Below are 19062 nucleotides of genomic sequence, written 5' to 3'. Positions count from 1 at the left end.
GAGCCGCTTTGCGCTCGTATCGTTTCCGGGTGATTTCGGTCCAGGGCATCATGATCTCCGTTCGTTCTCACAAACAAACAGAATCATAACTCGCTGAAATCACCCAACTCATTTCCGATCAGGCTCTTAGACCGATGGCGGGCAGGCCCTCATTATTGCTGCTCGGACTGTGTGCGTGGTCGTGGCGCTTCCGTGACGAACCTGTCCTATAGGGCATCCTTCCATTCCGAAGAAAGGATCGCACCATCAAACTGTGGGATCAGACAGCTAGTTCACGATGAGCTCAGCATGTAGGGCGCCTGCCGCGTGAACCGCTTTTAGGATATCGATCATTTCGCGGGGTCGGATTCCGAGGGCATTGAGTCCCGCTACCACATCCGACAGCGACGATTCACCAGCAATCTCCGCAAAGCCGATACCCGGCTCATGTGTGATTTCTGCCTGCGTACGGGGCACCACTATCGTTTCTCCCGGCGAGAATGGATTTGGTTGAGAGACTAGCGGTGTTTCTCGCACACGGAGGGTGAGATTCCCCTGTGATACGGCGACGCGAGAGATGCGTACGTCTTCACCCATGACAATTGTGCCCGATTTGTGGTCAATAACAACCCGTGCCGCCGCCTCGGGTTCAACCGTGATATTTTCGATTTCGCCCACCAACCGTGCCGGATTCACCTGCCCCAGAACACTTGAATCGATAGCAATCGTCCCCGAATCAACAAGTTCGGCCAAACTGCGGCCAAGCTTTTTGTTGATCGCTGCCTCTACACGCGCTGCTGTCGTGAAATCAGGGTTCCGCAATGCAAGGCGCAGGCTGGTCATTTGCGAAAAATCAAATGCGACTTCGCGTTCCACCCTGGCGCCTGAAGGAATTGACCCAGCGGTCGGAACACCTTGGACGACTGATGCGCTCGCTCCTGATGCTTCGGCGCCACTGGCCAAAACGGACCCTTGGGCGACGGCATATATCTCGCCGTCAGCACCATTAAGCGGTGTCAGAACGAGAGTCCCGCCAAGCAGGCTTTTTGCGTCACCGATTGCGGCAACGTTGACGTCAATTTGTGAACCGGCCCGCGCAAAGGGGGGGAGGGTCGCTGTAACGATCACAGCTGCGACATTCTTTGGACGGAAGTTTTCGTCAGTAACGTTTACACCGAGCCGTTCTAGTAAACCTGCCATGATTTCTTCGGTGAAGGGTGAGTTTCGAAGGCTGTCTCCCGAGCCACTGAGACCGACGACCAAGCCATAGCCAATCAGATCATTTCCCCGGACACCATCTATGTTTACAAGGTCCTTGATACGAACCGGGGCGGCGATTGCTGCGCTGAGGTATGCCAAAATCAAGATAACAGCGCTCAGCAACCTCATGATAGATAATCCGTTAAGCTCAGGCGGGCAAGGCGCGCGGTCAGTGTATATAGGTTTTGGATACTGGCCTCTGCTTCTTGTAGGGCCGTTGCGGTTTCATAAGGGTCGGCGCCAATTAATCTTAAGCGCGTGACTGAAAGAGATGAGCTTTCAGCGGCATTGCGGGCTTGTGCTTGGCTGGCCGCTGATTGCTGTATGCCAATCTGAGCGCGGGCGCTGGTCAGATCAGTGCTGGCACTTACAAGCCGAAGGCCCGATACAGTGAACAGCTCACGGATAGTGGCGGAATCCAAACTCGCGCCGGATTTCGCTAGATAGGTCATGATAGCCATGCCCTTCAGTGTGTTTCGCAGTTGTGACGAGTTGGCGGTTAAACTGCTTCCGACTGTTCGGTCAGCGGACACCGCAAGTTCAGTACTTCCGCTTGCACTGCCTTGATACACATTGTCGGTAAAGCCGCCCGCTCCCGCTGGTGCATCGAACCAAGCATCTATCCGCGCCACGATGTCGTTGGCGGAGCTTGCTCCGGCGACTGTTGCATTCAACTCCGCGACCATCGTTTCAAAGTCCCCGAGCGGTGCAGTATCCGTTTTGGCACCGGAAAGCAGGTGACGCCCACTGGAACTTGTGTTGAGTGCACCAACAATGGACCGGAAATCTTCGGAAATCGCGTCCGCACGGAGCCGTAGCATGTCCTCGGATGAGCCGCCGGCTTCGCTCAGAAGACTTGGCCCGGTTTCGTCGACAGATATCTGAATGCGCTCAAGAGTATTTTGCATTGCGTCAAACATGCTGAGGGCTTCCGAAGCATTTTGTTGATATGTATTCAGCACCGTCAGCCGAGATTCGATATGCGCGATGCGCGACAAGTCGCCCTTCAGCGCAGAGGGGATATCGTTCTTGATCCCGGTCGTAGCCTCTTTTGTCAGGCGCTCGAGTTTGCTTTTCAGGAAGTATTGCGACAGTCGCAATTGATACGGTCGGGACTGGTCCCCTATTGAAGGATAACTCGTCATGTCAACCTCAGGACGGTGTCAAGCATGTCGTTGGCGGATTGGAATACCTTGGCGTTGGCGGAATAGGCCCGCTCTAATGCGAGCAGCGATTCCATTTCCTTATCGCTATCGACCCCATCACCCAACAGGGCGGTTCGTAGACTCTCGGCCCGTGAGCGATCTTGCAGTGCGATCGCCTCAGTTCTGATACGATTTGAAGCTGCATATGAAGAAATGTCAGATGAAAGCGAGTAGAGTGTTTTCTGGCTGCTCGAAAGATTTCCCGAAGCCGGGGAGCGAGATGCCGACAAAGCTTCGCTTAGGCCGTTCAGCAGAGCACTTTCGCCAGAATCCCCCGGGTCGGCGGCGTTGATGCCCGCGCGGATACGCCAAAGGTCGCCCCCGCTCGCTGGATCGACCAATCTGTTCACGACGATACGTCCGGCAAACCCTGGCTCGTTGGCGGCCAGAAGCTGGCCTTGATCATCCGTAAAAAGGCCTGCTCCACCCGAAGGAATTGTCGCGTCAATAGTTGGATCCGATGTCCTGTCATAAAGATCCCGCGCGAACGCATCCATCTGTTCCTGATATTTTGGAGCGATTTCATCGCGGATAGAAAAACTTGCGCCAAGACTCCCGCCGGAGAACATAGCTGCTTGTTGAAAGCTTGTCAGTTCTCTGCCGTTGAAGCTCAGATTGCCGAGCGTGCCGGCCGCCAAGCTCATTTCTGGACCGATTGGCCCAGCCGCTCCAAACTCGATCCTCGCGGGCTCGCTACCGTCAAGCAGGGTTGCCCCGCCAGTTGTAAATAAGGCAATCTGACCGTTCTCCCGGGGTACCTGCTTCAACGGTACGATCCCGGAAATGCTGTCAATCGCGGCCTGCCGGGAATCTATAAGGGAGGAGGCGTCCTTGCCTTGCGCCGTACGACCAGCAATTTGCTTGTTGAGAGAGGCAACTTGCTCGAGTGCAGCGTTCAAACGCAGGACATCGTTGGATATTGCCTTCTCGGCATCGGTTCGTGCGCCCTGGATATCCTTGGCAACATTGTTGAGTTTGTTGGCTAGTCCGCTTGCAGACTCAAGCACTGCTGTGAGGCGACTATCACTATCGGGTCTTGCCGCGGCACTGATTATCGCTGAGTCGAAGGCAGCAAGTAATCCCGCCAGCGACGATGGCTCTGTCGGTATTCCGACTGTTTTTTCCATCACGGTATGAAACTCTGCGATGGTATCGGATGCGCTGAACCCGGCCTGGGCCAAACGGCCGTCGGCCAGAAGACTGGCGTTGATGACCCGATAGACGCCATCGATCGTTACACCGCCGCCGTATCCGTGGACGCGCGAAGACAGGTCGAGTTCGCGCCGCCCGTAGCCGTCGGTATGCGCATTGGCGATATTGCTCGCGACGATTTCGGTGCCCCGCGATGTCGCAGTCAGGCCGGAAATCGCATTTGCGATGGCGCCGGATAAACTCATGGCGGAGTCCCTTTCCCTTGCTTTCGTGAAGGCTTGTCTAGTTTGATCAGCGTTAACGTTTTAGGTTCGTGGTTTCCTGCAGCATTTCGTCCACTGTCTGAATAACCTTGGCGTTCGAGGAATAGGCACGCTGGGTTTGGATCAGGTCTGTCAGCTCTGCTGCCACGTCGGTATTCGAGGCCTCGCGCGCATAGCCGACGACCGCGCCAGTGGGTCCGTCGCCTGCGTCCCAGAGATAGAACGCGCCCGAGTCCGGAGATATCCTGTAGGTCTGGTTGTCCAGCGCGATCAGGCCATTCGGGTTCGGGACATCCACCAGCGGGATCTGATACAATGTTTGGGTAAAGCCGGTGTCGTAGGTAGCTTGCAGCAACCCGGTTTCATCTACTTCGAGGCCCACCAGATTTCCCACCGGCGAGCCGTTCCGGGTAGCGTTGGCGGGAGAGAAGGCCGAACTTAGCTGTGTCATTCCCGAACTGTCGCCATAACGTCCGATGTCGATAGAAATCGGGCCGCCTGCGACATTGACCGAAAGCTCACCAGTTGCCGGGTCATATGCGCCGCCGGAAATGGTTGTCACATTGGCAAGGGTTCCGCCCCCGGTCTGGCTGTCGTTGAATTCCAGTGTATAGCTGCCAATCAGTGCTTCATCGGCTGCGGTGGCGGGGTCATCGGTGATTGCGGAGTCGCGAATTTCCATGGTCCAGCTGTTCGACCGGGTGCCCGCCGCCGCGCTGACATCGGGTGTAAACGAGATGGCCAAGGATTCCGAATTGCCGAGGTTTCCAAAGTACTGAACGTCCATCTCGCGAGGGTCGCCGACCGAGCCACCGATCGAGTCATTGGCCGGCAGGTTGATGCCAAGGCTGACTTGGGTGGTCGGATTGGCGGCCGTCTGGCTGGCGCTGATCATGATCGGCTCGAGCCCGGCAACCCCGTCGCGCGGCTGGTCGGGGACGGTTCCATCCGCATTTGCAGGCCAGCCCAACAGCACCAGACCCGAATTGCTGCGCAAGATGCCACGGCTGTCAGGGCTGAACGATCCGGTGCGCGTCATGGTCAGATCCTGGGCGCCGGCAGGCTGCGAACCGACCTGGCCAATGGTGGTGACCGGCAACATGCCGCGGCCTGAAATCGCCAGATCCAACGGGTTCGAGGTGGTCACCAGATTGCCGCGCTGATCGACCGTCCGGGTTGTCGTCGCACGGACCCCGCCTGCCGTATAAATGCCAGTACCTCGGGACTGGTTGATCACCATGCTTTCGAATTCGGTGTTCACCCGTTTGTAGCCATAGGTGCCGGAATTCGCGATATTGTCCGAGATATTGGCCAGGCGCGTGGCGTTGGCGGCCATTCCCGACACGCCGGCGCTGAGGGCAGATGAAATCGACATGCTGTAATCACCCTATGTGAGTCGTATTGCTTTCAGTGTTTCCCGGTCGGGTTAAGATGCAGCTAACGGTTCCGGCCCGGCCCGCATTATCTGAGTAGAATTATCTCGATTCTGTTGTTGTTCGGGTCCATCGGGTTGACCGAGCGGTTGCGACGATCGGCATAGGCGGTCACCCGCTGGATGCGGGTCGGCGCGAACCCGCTTTCCTCAAGCAGGTTCCGCACGGCATGAGCGCGGGCGTCGGAAAGTGCCCAGACGGGCGAATGGATCAGCATTTCCGGATAGGCGCGCACATGGCCCGAGATGGCGGTCTGGTTCTTCACCCGGCCCAGGACGCTGCTGAGGATGCCGGCCAGTTCGCGCATGGCGAGGGTCGGCTGGGCGCTGTCGCCTTCGAACAGGGGCGCATCCAGCAAATCGGTCAGTTCGATAATCAGCCCTTCGTCCGTCATGCGGGTCACGACATGGCGCAGGATATTGGTCTTTTGCATCGATTCGGCGCCGCTGCCGGTCAGCTGATCCTGGATGTGACGCGCCATGGCGTCGAAACCGGATTCCTGGCCGTCGCGCGCCTGGGCTGCCATCGTGTCCCGAGAAGCGCCGGCGCCTTTCCCGGAATCGGTTTCGGCATCCTGAACCTCGCCCCCGAAGGGGCCGTCCTGGCCGCTGCTGCTGGTCTGGACCAGCGTCGGGTTGAAATATTCGGCCAGCCCCTGTCGCTGTTTCTCTGTCGTCGCGTTCAGCAGCCACATCAGCAGGAAAAAGGCCATCATCGCCGTAACGAAATCGGCATAGGCAACCTTCCAGGCGCCGCCATGATGGCTGCCTTCGGCAGTGCCGCGCACGCGCTTGATGATGATCGGGGCGTTGCCCCCGTTCGCAGCCATGACCGTTTCCTTCCGATAGTCGGGGAAAGGTCTAGGCCGCGGCGCCTAATATCCAGTTAACGGCTCAAATGCCGCGCATTTCCTGCAGGATCATGCCCGCCGCCTTTTCGGCGATCATTACGGTCGGGCTGTTGGTATTGCCCGAGGTGATGGTCGGCATGACCGAGGCATCTGCCACCCTAATCCCTTGAAATCCCCGCAGCTTCAAGGTCGGATCGACGACCGAGCCGGGATCGGCGCCCATCCGGGCAGTGCCGACCGGGTGGAAGATGGTCGAGCCGATACGGCCCGCGGCCAGGGCCAGATCCTCGTCGCTGTCGCCGCCTGGTCCGGGCCTGAACTCCTGCGGGCGATAGCGCGCCATCGGCTCTTGCGCCATGATTCGGCGGGTCAGGCGGATGGCATTCGCGGCGGTGATCCGGTCGCCGGGGGTAGACAGGTAATTGGGCGCGATCTCGGGATGGGTCAGCGGGTCGGGCGACACGATGCGCACATGCCCGCGGCTTTCGGGGCGCAGGTGACAAACGCTGGCCGTGATCGCAGGGAAATCGTCGAGATCGCCGCCGAAACTGTCCAGGCTGAGCGGCTGGACATGGTATTCCAGATCGGGCGTCGCGACATCGGACGATGAGCGTGCGAATGCCCCCAACTGGCTGGGCGCCATGCTCATCGGGCCAGAGCGGAACAGCGCGTATTGCGCCGCGATCATTGCCTTGCCCCACAGGCTTTGCGTTATGGTGTTCAGGGTCCTTGCGCCCTCGACCCGATAGGCGCAGCGGATCTGAAGATGGTCCTGAAGGTTTTCGCCCACGGGCGCGTCGCGCAGCACCTCGATCCCCATGGACTGCAAGAGCGGGCCGGGACCGATGCCCGACAATTGCAGGATCTGCGGGCTGCCGATGGCCCCTGCCGAAAGGACGATTTGGGTGCCGCCGATCACCTCGGTCGTGCCGTCGCGCATGATCTCGACGCCGGTGGCGCGGCGCCCGTCAAAGATGATGCGGCGGACCTGCGCATGCGTCATCACGGTCAGATTGGCGCGCGCCATTGCCGGTTTCAGAAACGCCTTGGCGGTGGAAACGCGCCAGCCGCCGCGCTGGTTGACCTTGAAATAACCGACGCCCTCATTGTCGCCGGTGTTGAAATCGTCGCTGGCGGGGATGCCTGCGGCCTGCGCGGCGCGGGCGAAATCGTCCAGCACCCGCCAGCGCAGGCGCTGTTCCTCGACCCGCCATTCGCCGCCGGCGCCATGATCCCCGGACGCACCGGCGAAATAATCCTCGGAGGCCAGAAAATGCGGCTTCACATCCTCCCAGCCCCAGCCGGTGCAGCCCAGCTGCCGCCAGTGATCGTAATCGGCGGCCTGGCCGCGCATATAGATCATGCCGTTGATCGAGGAGCTGCCACCCAGCACCCGCCCGCGCGGATAGAGCAGCCGCCGCCCGCCAAGGCCCTGTTCGGCCACGGTCCTGTATTGCCAGTCGGTGCGCGGATTGCCGATGCAATAGAGATAGCCGACCGGAATGTGGATCCAATGGTAATTGTCGCGACCGCCCGCCTCGATCAGCAGCACGCGATGCCGGGAATCCGCGGACAGGCGATTGGCCAGAACGCAGCCGGCGCTGCCTGCGCCGATGATGACGAAATCGTAGGTCATGGGATCCTCCGGCACGGACTGTAAAAACCGCGTCAACCTTGTGCAAGTCAGTGATTTCGCCCTCTTGCGCGGTGACGCGACGTCGATATCTTGCGCCAATGCAGACCGAGGACGGATATGACCTGACCACGGGCGCGGGGCTGATTGCCTGCCCGCGCTGCGACACGCTGCATGTCGAACGCGAACTGGAACCGGGCGAGACGGCGCGCTGCGTGCGCTGCAATACCGTTCTGGCCAGCCCAAGGGCGGGTGCCTTTACCCGGATCATCGCCTTGTCCTTTGCCTCGCTGGTGCTGATGGTGGGGGCGGTGTTCTTTCCCTTCCTGCAGATTTCGCGAATGGGTTTCGGCAACGAGACCTCGCTTTTCGGTGTCGCCATGGCGTTTTCCGAGGGCGCGCTGATGCCGCTGACTTTCGCGCTGCTGGGCAGCATCGTCGGCCTGCCGGTGCTGCGTTCGCTGCTGCTTCTTTATACGCTGACGCCCCTGTCGCGGAACCGGCCGCCCTATCGCCATGCCGTCGGTGCGTTTCGGCTGTCGGAAAAGCTGCGCCCCTGGTCCATGGCCGAGATTTTCGTCATCGGCACGGCGGTCGCGCTGGTCAAGGTCGCCGGGCTGGCCAATATCAGCCTGGGTCCGGCCTTCTGGGCCTTTTGCGGGCTGATTCTCGTGAACGCGGCCAGCAATGTATTCACCAGCGCGACCACGATCTGGGATGCGATCGAGGATGAAGGCATGGCGACCGACGGGCGCGAAATGGCCGGAGGGCGGGGATGAGCGCGCCGCAAGGGCAGGGCCTGCCCGATCAGGGCCACCCGCAGCAGGGCGGTGCGGTGCTGACGGCGCATCGCGCCGGGCTGGTCGGCTGCCGCGCCTGCGGCCGGGTCTGGCCCGAGGCCGAAACCACCTGCGCGCGCTGCGGCAGCGCGCTGATGCCGCCGGACCGGCGCAGCCTCGGCGCGGTCTGGGCCTGGCTTCTGGCCGGGCTGATCTTCTATATCCCGGCAAATCTGTTTCCCATGCTCCGGACCTCAACACTGGGCGGGCTGATGGGATCGAGCGAATCCACCATTCTGGGCGGCGTGATCGAGTTGATCCATTACGGCAGCTGGGGGATCGCGGCGATCGTCTTTGTTGCCTCGATCGTGGTGCCGATCTCGAAGTTCGTCGTCATCATCTGGCTGGCGCGGGTGGCAGGGCGGCCGGCGACGACCCGCGACGCGCATCGGCGGCTGGTCATCTACGAGATCGTGGAATTCATCGGCCGCTGGTCGATGATCGACGTCTTCGTCGTCGCGATCCTGTCGGCGCTGGTCCAGCTTGGGTTCGTGGCCTCGATCCATCCCGGCCCGGCGGCCGTATCCTTTGCGCTGTCGGTTGCGTTTACCATGCTTTCCGCGCAAAGTTTCGACCCCAGGTTGATCTGGCGCGGCCTGCCGCTGCGCAATCGCAAGGAACATGAATGACGGACGAAAATCCGCCCGGCCGCGACACTGCCGCATTGAAGCCCTCTGAACCCGTCCGCAAGTCCTCGGCCCGTGGCGCCGGCGCGCGCAGCGGCGCCTCGCTGATCTGGCTGGTGCCGATCCTGGCGCTGATCGTGACGCTGGGGGTGGGCTGGAACATGATCGCCGGGCGGGGCACGCTGATCTCGGTGGCGTTCAAGGACGCGACCGGCATCACCCCGGGCGAGACGGCGGTGAAGTTCCGCGAGATCACCGTGGGCAATGTCGAGGCCGTGCGCTTTACCGAGGATCTGCAGCGCGTCGTCGTCGATATCCGGATCGAAAGGGATCTGGCGGAATATATCGACAGCGACGCCGAATTCTGGATCGTCCGGCCGCAGGTCTCGGCACAGGGGATTTCGCGGCTCGACACGGTGCTGACCGGCTCTTTCATCGAGGGGTACTGGGACGACCGGCCCGGCGAGCCGCAGCGAAGCTTTGTCGGGCTCGACAAGCCGCCGCTGATCAGCCAGGGCGAGCAGGGCACCCGGGTCGTGCTCTCGACCAGCCAGACGCGCGGCATGTCCGAGGGCGCGCCGGTCACCTATCGCGGCCTGCAGGTCGGACGGATGCAGAACCTGCGCCTGTCGGATGACGGCGAGAACGTGCTGGCGGATGTCTTCATCGAGGCGCCGCATGACCGGCGGCTGACCACCAGCACGGTGTTCTGGGACACTTCCGGCTTTTCGGTGTCGCTGGGCGCGCAGGGCTTGTCGCTGAACGTGAACTCGCTGGCATCGGTGCTGCAGGGGGGCGCGGAATTCGCCACGCTGACCTCGGGCGGGGCGCCGGTCGAGGACGGGCATGTCTTTGTCCTGCAACGGGATGGGGCGGCGGCCCGCGACAACCTGTTTGCCGACGAATCCAGCCTGCTGCGCCTGACCATGCTGATCGACGAATCGGTGACCGGGCTGGAAATCGGCGCGAATGTGCAGTTCATGGGCCTGACCGTGGGGCGGGTCACCGCCCTGGCCGCGCGTGTGGTTTCGGACGAACAGGGGCGCGACCGCGTCCAGCAGGAGGTGACGCTGGCCGTGACCCCGACCCGGCTTGGCCTGCCCGCCGATACCGGCCAGGACGCGGCGCTCGATTTCATTGCCGGCCAGGTCGAGGCGGGGCTTCGCGCGCGCCTGTCCAGCGCCGGCTTCTTCGGCACCTCGCTGGAGGTGGAACTGGTCGAACTGCCCGATGCCGCGCCGGCGCGGCTGGACCGTGCCGCCCAGCCCCATCCCGTGATCCCCTCGGTCCCCGGCGAGATCACCGATTTCAGCGAGACCGCGCAGGGCTTCCTGAGCCGCGTGGGCAATCTGCCGATCGAGGAGGCGCTGAAATCCGCCACCGACATGATGAACAGCGTCACCGCGCTGGCGAGCAGCGAGGACACGCGTGCCATCCCCGGCGCCCTGCGCGGCACCCTGGACGAGGCCCAGGCCGCCGCCGGAGAGATCCGCGGCGCCACTGCGGAGCTGCGCGAATCCGGCGCGCTGACGCAGATCAGCGCCATGGTCGACGAGGCCACGGCGGCGGCCGAGGCGGTCAAGCTGGCCGCCGCCGATGTGCCCGCGATGGTCGACCAGATCGACGCCACCGCCGCCAAGGTCGAGGCGGTCGATTACGCCGCCATCGGCGCCGAGGCCGAGGGCATCCTGCGCGATATCCGCGCGCTTCTGGGCACCGAGGATGCCGAGCAACTGCCCCGCAACCTGTCGGACACCCTGCAGGCGGCCTCGGGGCTGCTGAACGATCTGCGCGACGGCAATGCCGCCGGCAGCCTCAATGAGGCACTGGCCTCGGCCAGCACGGCGGCGCAGGATGTCTCGGCCTCGGTGCAGCGTCTGCCGCAGCTTTCGGCGCGGCTGGAACGGCTGGCGGCGCGGGCCGATGCGGTGCTGGCCGCCTATGGCGAGCGCTCGAGCTTCAATACCGAAACCGTCAACCTGATGCGCGAGATGCGCCGCGCGGCCAATGCCTTCGGCAGCCTCGCGCGGATGATCGAACGCAATCCGCAAGCCTTCATTCTGGGACGATAAGATGCGCCTGTTTCTTCTACCGCTGGTCTCGGTGGCGCTGCTGGGCGCCTGCTCGAACGGCGAAAGCACCGCCCGCTACCTGATCGACCCGCCGATCGGCGGCGAGCGGGTCGCGAACCGGCTGGGCACGGCCGAGCTGATGGATGTCTCGCTGCCCGAATATGCCGCCTCGGACGAGGTCGCCTGGCAGACCGGCGACGGGGCCGTGCGCTCGAATACCGGCCAGCTCTGGGCGGACAATCCGCAGCGCGCCTTTACCCAGACGCTGGCGCGGGCGATCTCGGACATCTCGGGCGCCACGGTCATCGCCGAGCCATGGCCGCTGGCCGAGCCGCCGCGCCGCCGCCTGCAGGTGCGCGTCGAAAAGGCGCTGGCGCAGGCCGACGGGATCTATCGGCTCAGCGGGCGCTATTTCGTGGCCGATGACGCGGCGGGCGGTGCCAATCAGGCGCGCAGCTTCGATATTTCCGTGCCGCTGGCCGGGGATGGCGACCCCGCCGAGATCGCCCGGGCGCAGTCGCAGGCCATCGCCTGGCTTGCCCGCCAGATCGCGGCGCTGGCCGGGCCGGGCCGCGTGATCACGACCACCGCGCCGCCGGTGCCGCGGATCGATGACCTGTTTTCGCAGCCATTGCCGCCGCTTGAGGGCAGCTGATCCGAAGCGCCTTAAACCGCGTCCTCGGGATCGAACTGCCCGAAACGCCCGGCGGCAAAGACCAGCGGGTGATCGCCGGGGCCGGCCACGGTCACCCGCAGCACGCGGCCGATCAGAACCGAATGGTCGCCCCCTTCATGCGCCGCATGGTGCAGGCAGTCGAAGCGCGCCGCCGCGCCGGGCAGGATCGGCACGCCGTCCTCGGTGATGACCGGGCTCAGCCCCTCGAACTGGCGGCCGCCCTTGGTAAAGCGCAGACAGATCTCCAGCTGCTCGGCGCCCAGGACATGGACCGACCAGGCCTCGGCCTTGGTGAATACCTCGTGGCGGGTCGAGTTGCGCGCCGGGCACCACAGCAGCAGCGGCGGCTCCAGCGAGACGCTGGTGAAGCTGTTCACCGTCATCCCCACCGGGCCGCGCGACCCCATGGTGGTGACCACGGTCACGCCGGTCGCGAAACGGCCAAGCGCCTCGCGCAGCAGCCTCGCCTCGGCATTGGCGGGGTGAAAGGTGATCTCGTCAGCCAGCCGGTCTCGGGTCGCTGGGGGAAGGCGGCTCATGGGCGGGCCCTGTCATCTGCGGCGCACGGCCGGAACGGGTTTGCCCTTTCTTAGCCGCCGCGCGGCAGGGCATCAAGCTGCGCCGCGCCTGCTGCCTTGCGCGGCGTCATTGCCGCCAGCATCTGCCCGTGCAGCGCCGCCCCCGCGACCAGCAGCCCGTCCGTGCGCGCCCCCGGCCGGTTGAAGCGCAAGGGCGCGCCGCCCAGTTCGGTCGCCCGGCAACCGGCGCGTTCGGCGATCAGGCTGCCGGCCGCGATGTCCCATTCCCAGGCCGGGCGCACCGACAGCGCGGCGTCAAAGCGCCCCTCGGCCACCAGGCACAGCCGCCAGGCCAGCGAGGGGCGGAACTTGCGCAGCAGGGGCGGGGCCACGCCCCGCCAATGCGCCGGATCGAGGCCCGGCTTGCCGGTCAGCACGGTCGCGTCCTCGAACCCGTGATCCGAGGCCGAGATCGCCACGCCGTTCAGCGCAGCCGGGCCGGTTTCGGCCGCGCAATAGGTCAGATCCTGCGCCGGCAGATGCACCACGGCGGCGGTGATCCGGCCGCCGCGCGCGATCGCCAGCGAGCTGGAAAATCCCGGCTGACCGTCGATAAAGGCGCGGGTGCCGTCGATCGGGTCGATGATAAAGCAATATTCGGCGGCCAGACGCGCGGGATCGTCGGGGCTTTCCTCGCTCAGCCAGCCGTAATCCGGGCGGGCGCCGCGCAGAAGCGTCTCGAGATGCGCGTTCACCGCCAGATCCGCCTCGGTCACCGGGCCGGCGCCGCCGGGCTTGTCCCAGACCTGCGGGTCGCGCCGCCAGTGGCGCAGCGCGATCTCGCCGGCCTCATGGGCGGCTTGTTGCAGCAGGCTCAGATCATCCGCCGGCAACGGTCATCCCCTCGACCAGCAGGCTGGGCACGCGCATCGCGCGCCAGTCGGGCAGGTCGTCGGCGGCGGTGATCCGGACCAGCATCTCGCGCAGGTTACCGGCGATGGTGCATTCATTGACCGGATAGGCGATCTCGCCGTTCTCGACCCAGAACCCGGCCGCGCCGCGCGAATAATCGCCGGTCGTCGCGTTGACCGAGCTGCCCAGCATCGAGGTCACCACCAGCCCGCGCCCCATGTCGCGGATCAGATCGTCCCGGCCCCTGTCGCCGGGGGTCAGTTCCAGATTGGTGATGCCGGGCGCGGGCGGGCTGCCGGGCCCGCGCATGGCGCTGGCGGTCGAGGCCATGCCCAGCTTGCGCCCGGTGGCCAGATCCAGCGTCCAGCCCTGCAACACGCCGTCCCGCACGATCAGGCGCGGCGCGGTGGCCAGCCCCTCGGCGTCGAACATGCGCGAGGCGCCATGGCGCGGCCGGTGCGGATCCTCGCGCAGGTCGAAGCCGGGGGGCAGCACCGCCTCGCCCAGGGCCTGGCGCAGCCAGCTTGCGCCGCGCGCGACGGCGCTGCCATTGGCGGCGCTGACCAGATGCCCGATCAGGCTTGACGCCACGCGTTCGTCGTAAAGGATCGGAAAGGCGCCGGTCGGCGGCTTGCGCGCCCCGGCCCGTTCTACCGCGCGCGTGCCGGCCAGGCGGCCGATTTCCTCGGGCGGGGGCATGTCGGCGGCGTGGACGCGGCTTTCGCCGGCCCAGTCACGCTCCATCCCGAGCCCCTCGCCGGTGATCGCGATGGCCGACAGGCTGCGCCCGCTGCGCCCGTAGCCGGCGGAGAACCCGTTCGAGCCGGCCAGCCAGATCCGCCGCCGCGAATGGCTGGCGCTGGCCGATTCCACCGTGGCGACGCCGGTGATGGCCAGCGCCGCGGCCTCGGCCCGCCGGGCGGCTTCCTGCAATTCCTCGGGACTGGGATCGGGGCCGGCATCGTTCAGGTCCAGCATCGCAGGATCGGTCGCGCGGGCCAGTTGCTCCGGCTCGGCCAGTCCCAGCGTGTCGTCCACCGGCGCCTCGCGCGCCATGGCGACGGCGCGGGCGGCCATTTCGGCGATCGTGCCCGCCGAATGTTCCGAGGCGGAAACGCAGGCCTGCCGCCCGCCCAACAGCACGCGCAGCCCGATCTCGACCCCTTCGGCGCGCTCGGCATGTTCCAGCCGGCCGCCGCGCACATCGACCGAGACGGCCGCCGCCTCAAGCGCGATGGCGTCGGCCTGATCCGCGCCGGCCTTGGCCGCCGCCGTCAGCAGCGCTTGCGCCAGCCCTTCGAGACGCTGGAATTCGGTCATGCTGTACCTCGGATAGATGAGCGGGGGCCGCGATGCCGGCACGCCCCCCAAAGCGTTCGTCCCGCATGCCGGCGCGGCCGGAACCGCGCCGGGCAGGTTGTTACTTGACCTGCTGGCCGTTGGCAAAGACGGAGCCGTCCTCCTTGAACTCCAGCCGGGTTTCCAGCTTGTCCTCGCCCTCGGCGGCGGGCTTGGCGAACATTGCCAGCATCATGCGCGTGCTCATCAGCTGTTCCTCGGGGATCAGCCCCATCGAGGCCAGCGTGTCGATCAGCCCGTTGACGCCCTCATAGGTGACGTTCAGCTGGCCGGTCGGCGTGCTGGTCAGATCGCCGCCTTCAGGTGCCATCAGCTTGCCATCGGCGTCGATCCGGGCGCCCAGCATCGACAGCGCGACGCGGTTGATCGCGACCTCGACCGGGGTGATCGGCTCGGGCATGGCGGCGTCCATGTCATCGGCCATATCCCCGGTCCCGTCGGTTGCCGCGTCACCCGGCATCGGCGCGTCCTCGGGCATCGGCATGGGCGGCATCATGCTTGCGGGATCGAGCAGGTCGGCATTGACCTTCAGCAATCCGGTTATGTCGAGAGACAGCGAGGCCGGATCGCGCGGCAGCTTGCCGGTGGCGTCGAATATCTCCCAGATCGCGTCGCCGATGGTCAGCCCGTCCAGCAGATAGGACAGCTTGAAGGGCTGCGGCTCGTCACTGACCATCACCGGGAACTGCAGGTCGAAGCCGGCGCTTTCCGCCGCGTATTCGATCGGGAAGGGCAGGGTGCCGCCGCTCATATTCGCGGCAAAGGCGTCCGAACTGCCGCGATAGCTCACGCCTTCCTGCGACATGGCAAAGCTCAGCTCGAAGCCCTTGCCGTCATAGCTGCCGCTGCCGGCCTGCGGATTGCCCTCGGGATCGGCGGCGGTGTAATCCAAGGTGCCGGTGACCGGACCCGATGTGAGCCGGCCCTCCATCTCCATGCCGGATTTCAGCGCGCCATTGATGTCGGCATTGATGTCGATATCGCCGGACACGCTCATCTCGCCCGAGGCTTCCAGTCCGGAAAGGTTCAGATCAAGCGTGATACTTTCGCCCTCGGTGGGCGCCATGTCGCCGGTCAGGGTCACCCGGTCCGAGGTCATGCTATAGTCGTATTTCGCCGGCGGGCCGGCGATCGTGCGCATGCGCCCCGTCGTGTTGACGATGCCCATCTTGATGTCCATCTGCGTTTCCGCGCCGTCGACGGTGACGGTGGCCAAAGCGATATCCATCGTCGGATAGTCGAATTCATGCATCATTTCCTCGGGCGCACCCGAGGTGATCATGGCATTGCCCGGCATGTCGATGGTAAAGGGCACCTCAAATTCCATGCCGTTGACATCGGTGCCTTTGCTCATGCCGGTCACGCGGTCGGAAAATACCGAGCGCACCTTGCCGTCGCCGGTTTCGGTCAGCGTCACCCGGTCCAGGCTCATGCTGACTTCGCCTTCGGCCGGGCCGCCGCTCACGGTCAGGTCGCGGATCGTCAGCGTATCGCCGGCCTTGTCGCGGGCGCTTTCCTCGACGCTGTAGCCGACCGACTCGTAATAATCGATCCAGGATTGCCAGACCTGCTCGGCGGTGACCTCTGCGAGAGCCGGCGCGGCCATGACGATCAGCGCCACGGTCGAGCTTGTCAGTCGAAGATTCATCTTATTACCTCTCTCAAGACGAGAATTGCATGGATATGCTTGCCGGGGTTCTGCCATAGCCAGCCCCCGGCTCCAAGGAGGGATATGCGTGATCACGAGTGAATTTACCGGGGGAATCGGCACTGTCGTCATCGACCGGCCGCACAAGGCCAATGCCCTGACCGAGCCGATGCTGCGCGATCTGACCGCCGCTTTCGACGCTTTTGCGGCAAGGCCCGAATTGCGCGCGGTAATCCTGACCGGCCGGGGCAGGGTGTTTTCGGCCGGGGCCGATCTGGATGCCGCGCGCGCGGGGCTGGCCGTGTCGCCGGAATGGCAGCGCCTGTCGGCGCGGGTGGCGGCGATGCCCTGCCTGACCATCGCGGCGCTCAACGGGACGGCGGCGGGCGGGTCGCTGGGCATGGTGATGGCCTGCGATCTGCGGCTGGCGGTGCCGGATGCGAAATTCTTCTATCCCGTCATGCGCCTGGGCTTTCTGCCCCGGCCCGGCGACCCCGAGCGGATGGTGGCGCTGATCGGGCCGTCGCGCGCCAAGATGATCCTGATGGGCGGCCAGCGAATCGCCGCGGACGAGGCGCTGGCCTGGGGGCTGGTGGACCGGCTGGTCGCGCCAGAGGCGTTGATGCAGGACGCGGCGGCACTGGCCGGCGACGCCTGCGGCGCCGATGCCCGCCATGTCGAGGCGATCAAGTCGCTGATCGGCTAGGGCGGGCGCGCCACAAGGCAGGGGCAAGGCCGCCGGCCGGGCCTTGCCTGCCGTTTCGGGCCGCATCGGCCTGTGGGTCAGGATCAGGCGTAGGCGGCCTGTTTCCCGAAATGCACGCAAAGCGCGTAATAGACGACCGGCCGGTATTTGTTGCGATTGCTGCTGCCGTATTTCGTCAGCACCTCCTGAATCGCGGCCATCAGGTCCGGGCCGTCGGGCAGGCCCAGCTTTTTCATCAGGTAGTTGGTCTTGACCCGTTCCAGCTCGGTCTTGTCCGAGCCGGCGATGGTTTCGGCATCGGCGTTGTAGATCGAAGGGCCGCAGCCGACCACCACCTTGGTGAGCAGCTCCATATCGGGCGAGACGCCCAGTTTTTCCTTCATGTCGGCCGCGTATTTGGCAATCAGATCGTCACGTTTGCTCATCTCCGTCCCCCGGATCGTTATGTCCGGGGAGGAGCCTAGCGCGTGACAGGCAAATATCAACCTGTTCGAAGGTTCAGTAGCGGTAATGATCGGATTTATACGGGCCTTCGGGCGAGACGCCGATATAGGCGGCCTGTTCGGGCGAGAGCTTGCTCAGCTTCACGCCGATCCGGTCCAGATGCAGCCGGGCGACCTTTTCGTCCAGCGCCTTGGGCAGGATATAGACGCCGGGCTGGTAGTCGTCGCCCCTGGTCCACAGCTCGATCTGGGCCAGCACCTGGTTGGTGAAGCTGGCCGACATGACAAAGCTGGGATGGCCGGTGGCATTCCCCAGGTTCAGCAGGCGGCCTTCGGACAGCAGGATGATCCGCGCGCCCGAGGGCATCTCGATCATGTCCACCTGGTCCTTGATATTGGTCCATTTGTGGTTCTTCAGCGCCGCGACCTGAATTTCATTGTCGAAATGGCCGATATTGCCGACGATGGCCATGTCCTTCATCGCGCGCATATGCTCGATGCGGATCACGTCCTTGTTGCCGGTGGTGGTGACGAAGATATCGGCGCTGGCGACGACATCTTCCAGCGTGACCACCTCGAACCCGTCCATCGCGGCCTGCAGCGCGCAGATCGGATCGACTTCGGTCACTTTCACACGCGCGCCGGCGCCGGCCAGCGAGGCGGCCGAGCCCTTGCCGACATCGCCATAGCCGCAGACCACCGCGACCTTGCCGGCCATCATCACATCGGTGGCGCGGCGGATGCCGTCGACCAGCGATTCCTTGCAGCCATATTTGTTGTCGAATTTCGACTTGGTGACGCTGTCATTCACGTTGATCGCCGGGAAAGGCAGCAGCCCTTTCTTGTGCAGATCGTACAGGCGGTGAACGCCGGTAGTGGTTTCCTCGGAAACGCCCTGGATCGCGTCGCGCTGTTGGGTGAACCAGCCGGGGCTTTCCTCCAGCCGCTTCCGGATCTGTGCGAAAAGCGCCTCTTCCTCTTCGCTGGTGGGCGTCTCGATCAGCCCGGTCTCGCCGGCCTCGACCCGGGCGCCCAGCAGCACATACATGGTCGCATCGCCGCCATCGTCCAGGATCATGTTGGCGGTGCCTTCCGCGAAACGAAAGATCTGGTCGGTATAGGACCAGTATTCGGGCAGCGTCTCGCCCTTGATGGCAAAGACCGGAATGCCGGCCCGGGCGATCGCGGCCGCCGCGTGATCCTGGGTCGAGAAGATATTGCACGAGGCCCAGCGGACCTCGGCGCCCAGAGCCACCAGCGTCTCGATCAGCACGGCGGTCTGGATCGTCATGTGCAGGCTGCCGGCGATGCGCGCGCCCCTGAGCGGCCTGCTGTCACCATATTCCGCGCGCAGCGCCATCAGGCCGGGCATTTCGGTTTCAGCGATGTCCAGCTCCTTGCGGCCATAGGCGGCAAGCGAGATGTCCCGGATGATATGATCGGCCATGTGGCACCCTGTACAAGGAAATCTGCCCGGCCCTTACCATT

Annotated in this window: 17 protein-coding genes; 5 read left to right on the top strand and 12 right to left on the bottom strand. The window is 64.3% G+C overall.

The window, feature by feature from the left end:
* Positions 1 to 267 precede the first annotated feature (267 nt).
* The 6 genes from IT41_RS20095 to IT41_RS14095 all read right to left on the bottom strand — a co-directional run bounded on the left by IT41_RS20095 (position 268) and on the right by IT41_RS14095 (position 7778).
* On the bottom strand, positions 268 to 1368 hold the full coding sequence (locus tag IT41_RS20095; protein WP_074948157.1) for a flagellar basal body P-ring protein FlgI: 1101 nt from the start codon (positions 1366 to 1368) through the stop codon (positions 268 to 270).
* Positions 1365 to 2384: a flagellin gene (locus IT41_RS14115; protein ID WP_036742559.1), complete on the bottom strand. Its 1020-nt coding sequence runs from the start codon at positions 2382 to 2384 to the stop codon at positions 1365 to 1367. Before IT41_RS14115 ends, IT41_RS20095 begins: the two co-directional genes overlap by 4 nt.
* On the bottom strand, positions 2381 to 3841 hold the full coding sequence (gene flgK / locus IT41_RS14110; RefSeq protein ID WP_036742558.1) for a flagellar hook-associated protein FlgK: 1461 nt from the start codon (positions 3839 to 3841) through the stop codon (positions 2381 to 2383). The genes IT41_RS14115 and flgK overlap by 4 nt, the downstream gene beginning before the upstream one ends.
* Positions 3842 to 3893: 52 nt before the next feature.
* Positions 3894 to 5234: a flagellar hook protein FlgE gene (locus IT41_RS14105; RefSeq protein WP_036742555.1), complete on the bottom strand. Its 1341-nt coding sequence runs from the start codon at positions 5232 to 5234 to the stop codon at positions 3894 to 3896.
* A gap of 86 nt (positions 5235 to 5320) precedes the next feature.
* Entirely contained in the window at positions 5321 to 6121 is an 801-nt protein-coding gene (locus tag IT41_RS14100) for a flagellar motor protein MotB (protein ID WP_036742553.1), read from the bottom strand.
* A gap of 64 nt (positions 6122 to 6185) precedes the next feature.
* Positions 6186 to 7778 (bottom strand): GMC family oxidoreductase, encoded by a 1593-nt coding sequence (locus IT41_RS14095; RefSeq protein WP_036742552.1) that lies wholly within the window; start codon positions 7776 to 7778, stop codon positions 6186 to 6188.
* 98 nt (positions 7779 to 7876) lie between these two features.
* On the opposite strand from IT41_RS14095, the gene IT41_RS14090 reads away from it, so the two are divergent.
* Genes IT41_RS14090 through IT41_RS14075 form a run of 4 tightly spaced genes read left to right on the top strand, consistent with a single transcriptional unit; the run spans position 7877 to position 11967 of the window.
* A complete protein-coding gene (locus IT41_RS14090) occupies positions 7877 to 8554 on the top strand; it encodes a paraquat-inducible protein A (protein ID WP_036742550.1) in 678 nt (225 codons plus the stop codon).
* The gene (locus IT41_RS14085) at positions 8551 to 9243 is read left to right on the top strand and encodes a paraquat-inducible protein A (RefSeq protein WP_052081576.1); all 693 of its coding nucleotides are present in this window, start codon (positions 8551 to 8553) and stop codon (positions 9241 to 9243) included. Before IT41_RS14090 ends, IT41_RS14085 begins: the two co-directional genes overlap by 4 nt.
* Complete coding sequence (locus IT41_RS14080; protein WP_052081574.1) at positions 9240 to 11312, top strand: PqiB family protein; 2073 nt, start codon at positions 9240 to 9242, stop codon at positions 11310 to 11312. The genes IT41_RS14085 and IT41_RS14080 overlap by 4 nt, the downstream gene beginning before the upstream one ends.
* Before the next feature lies 1 nt (position 11313).
* Positions 11314 to 11967 (top strand): PqiC family protein, encoded by a 654-nt coding sequence (locus tag IT41_RS14075; protein WP_036742548.1) that lies wholly within the window; start codon positions 11314 to 11316, stop codon positions 11965 to 11967.
* Between the two features lie 11 nt (positions 11968 to 11978).
* Here the strand turns inward: IT41_RS14075 and ferA are convergent, their stop codons facing one another.
* The 4 genes from ferA to IT41_RS14055 form a co-directional block, all read right to left on the bottom strand.
* Positions 11979 to 12527, bottom strand: a complete 549-nt coding sequence (gene ferA / locus IT41_RS14070; protein ID WP_036742546.1) for a flavin reductase FerA — start codon at positions 12525 to 12527, stop codon at positions 11979 to 11981.
* A gap of 50 nt (positions 12528 to 12577) precedes the next feature.
* On the bottom strand, positions 12578 to 13399 hold the full coding sequence (locus IT41_RS14065) for a 3'(2'),5'-bisphosphate nucleotidase CysQ (RefSeq protein ID WP_036742545.1): 822 nt from the start codon (positions 13397 to 13399) through the stop codon (positions 12578 to 12580).
* The gene (locus IT41_RS14060; RefSeq protein ID WP_036742543.1) at positions 13386 to 14738 is read right to left on the bottom strand and encodes a TldD/PmbA family protein; all 1353 of its coding nucleotides are present in this window, start codon (positions 14736 to 14738) and stop codon (positions 13386 to 13388) included. Before IT41_RS14060 ends, IT41_RS14065 begins: the two co-directional genes overlap by 14 nt.
* 100 nt (positions 14739 to 14838) lie before the next feature.
* Complete coding sequence (locus tag IT41_RS14055; protein ID WP_036742541.1) at positions 14839 to 16425, bottom strand: DUF2125 domain-containing protein; 1587 nt, start codon at positions 16423 to 16425, stop codon at positions 14839 to 14841.
* A gap of 88 nt (positions 16426 to 16513) precedes the next feature.
* On the opposite strand from IT41_RS14055, the gene IT41_RS14050 reads away from it, so the two are divergent.
* Complete coding sequence (locus tag IT41_RS14050) at positions 16514 to 17131, top strand: enoyl-CoA hydratase/isomerase family protein (protein ID WP_036742540.1); 618 nt, start codon at positions 16514 to 16516, stop codon at positions 17129 to 17131.
* Positions 17132 to 17214: 83 nt separating this feature from the next.
* Here IT41_RS14050 and IT41_RS14045 read toward each other — a convergent pair whose 3' ends face one another.
* Together IT41_RS14045 and ahcY are read right to left on the bottom strand one after the other, a co-directional pair.
* Complete coding sequence (locus tag IT41_RS14045) at positions 17215 to 17556, bottom strand: DUF2853 family protein (protein WP_036742538.1); 342 nt, start codon at positions 17554 to 17556, stop codon at positions 17215 to 17217.
* Between the two features lie 73 nt (positions 17557 to 17629).
* Entirely contained in the window at positions 17630 to 19021 is a 1392-nt protein-coding gene (gene ahcY, locus IT41_RS14040; RefSeq protein WP_036742536.1) for an adenosylhomocysteinase, read from the bottom strand.
* Positions 19022 to 19062 lie beyond the last annotated feature (41 nt).

It is taken from the genome of Paracoccus halophilus, assembly GCF_000763905.1.
GTDB lineage: Bacteria > Pseudomonadota > Alphaproteobacteria > Rhodobacterales > Rhodobacteraceae > Paracoccus > Paracoccus halophilus.
Note: the sequence above shows the minus strand (reverse complement) of the source record. Positions and strands in the feature narration are given on the sequence as shown.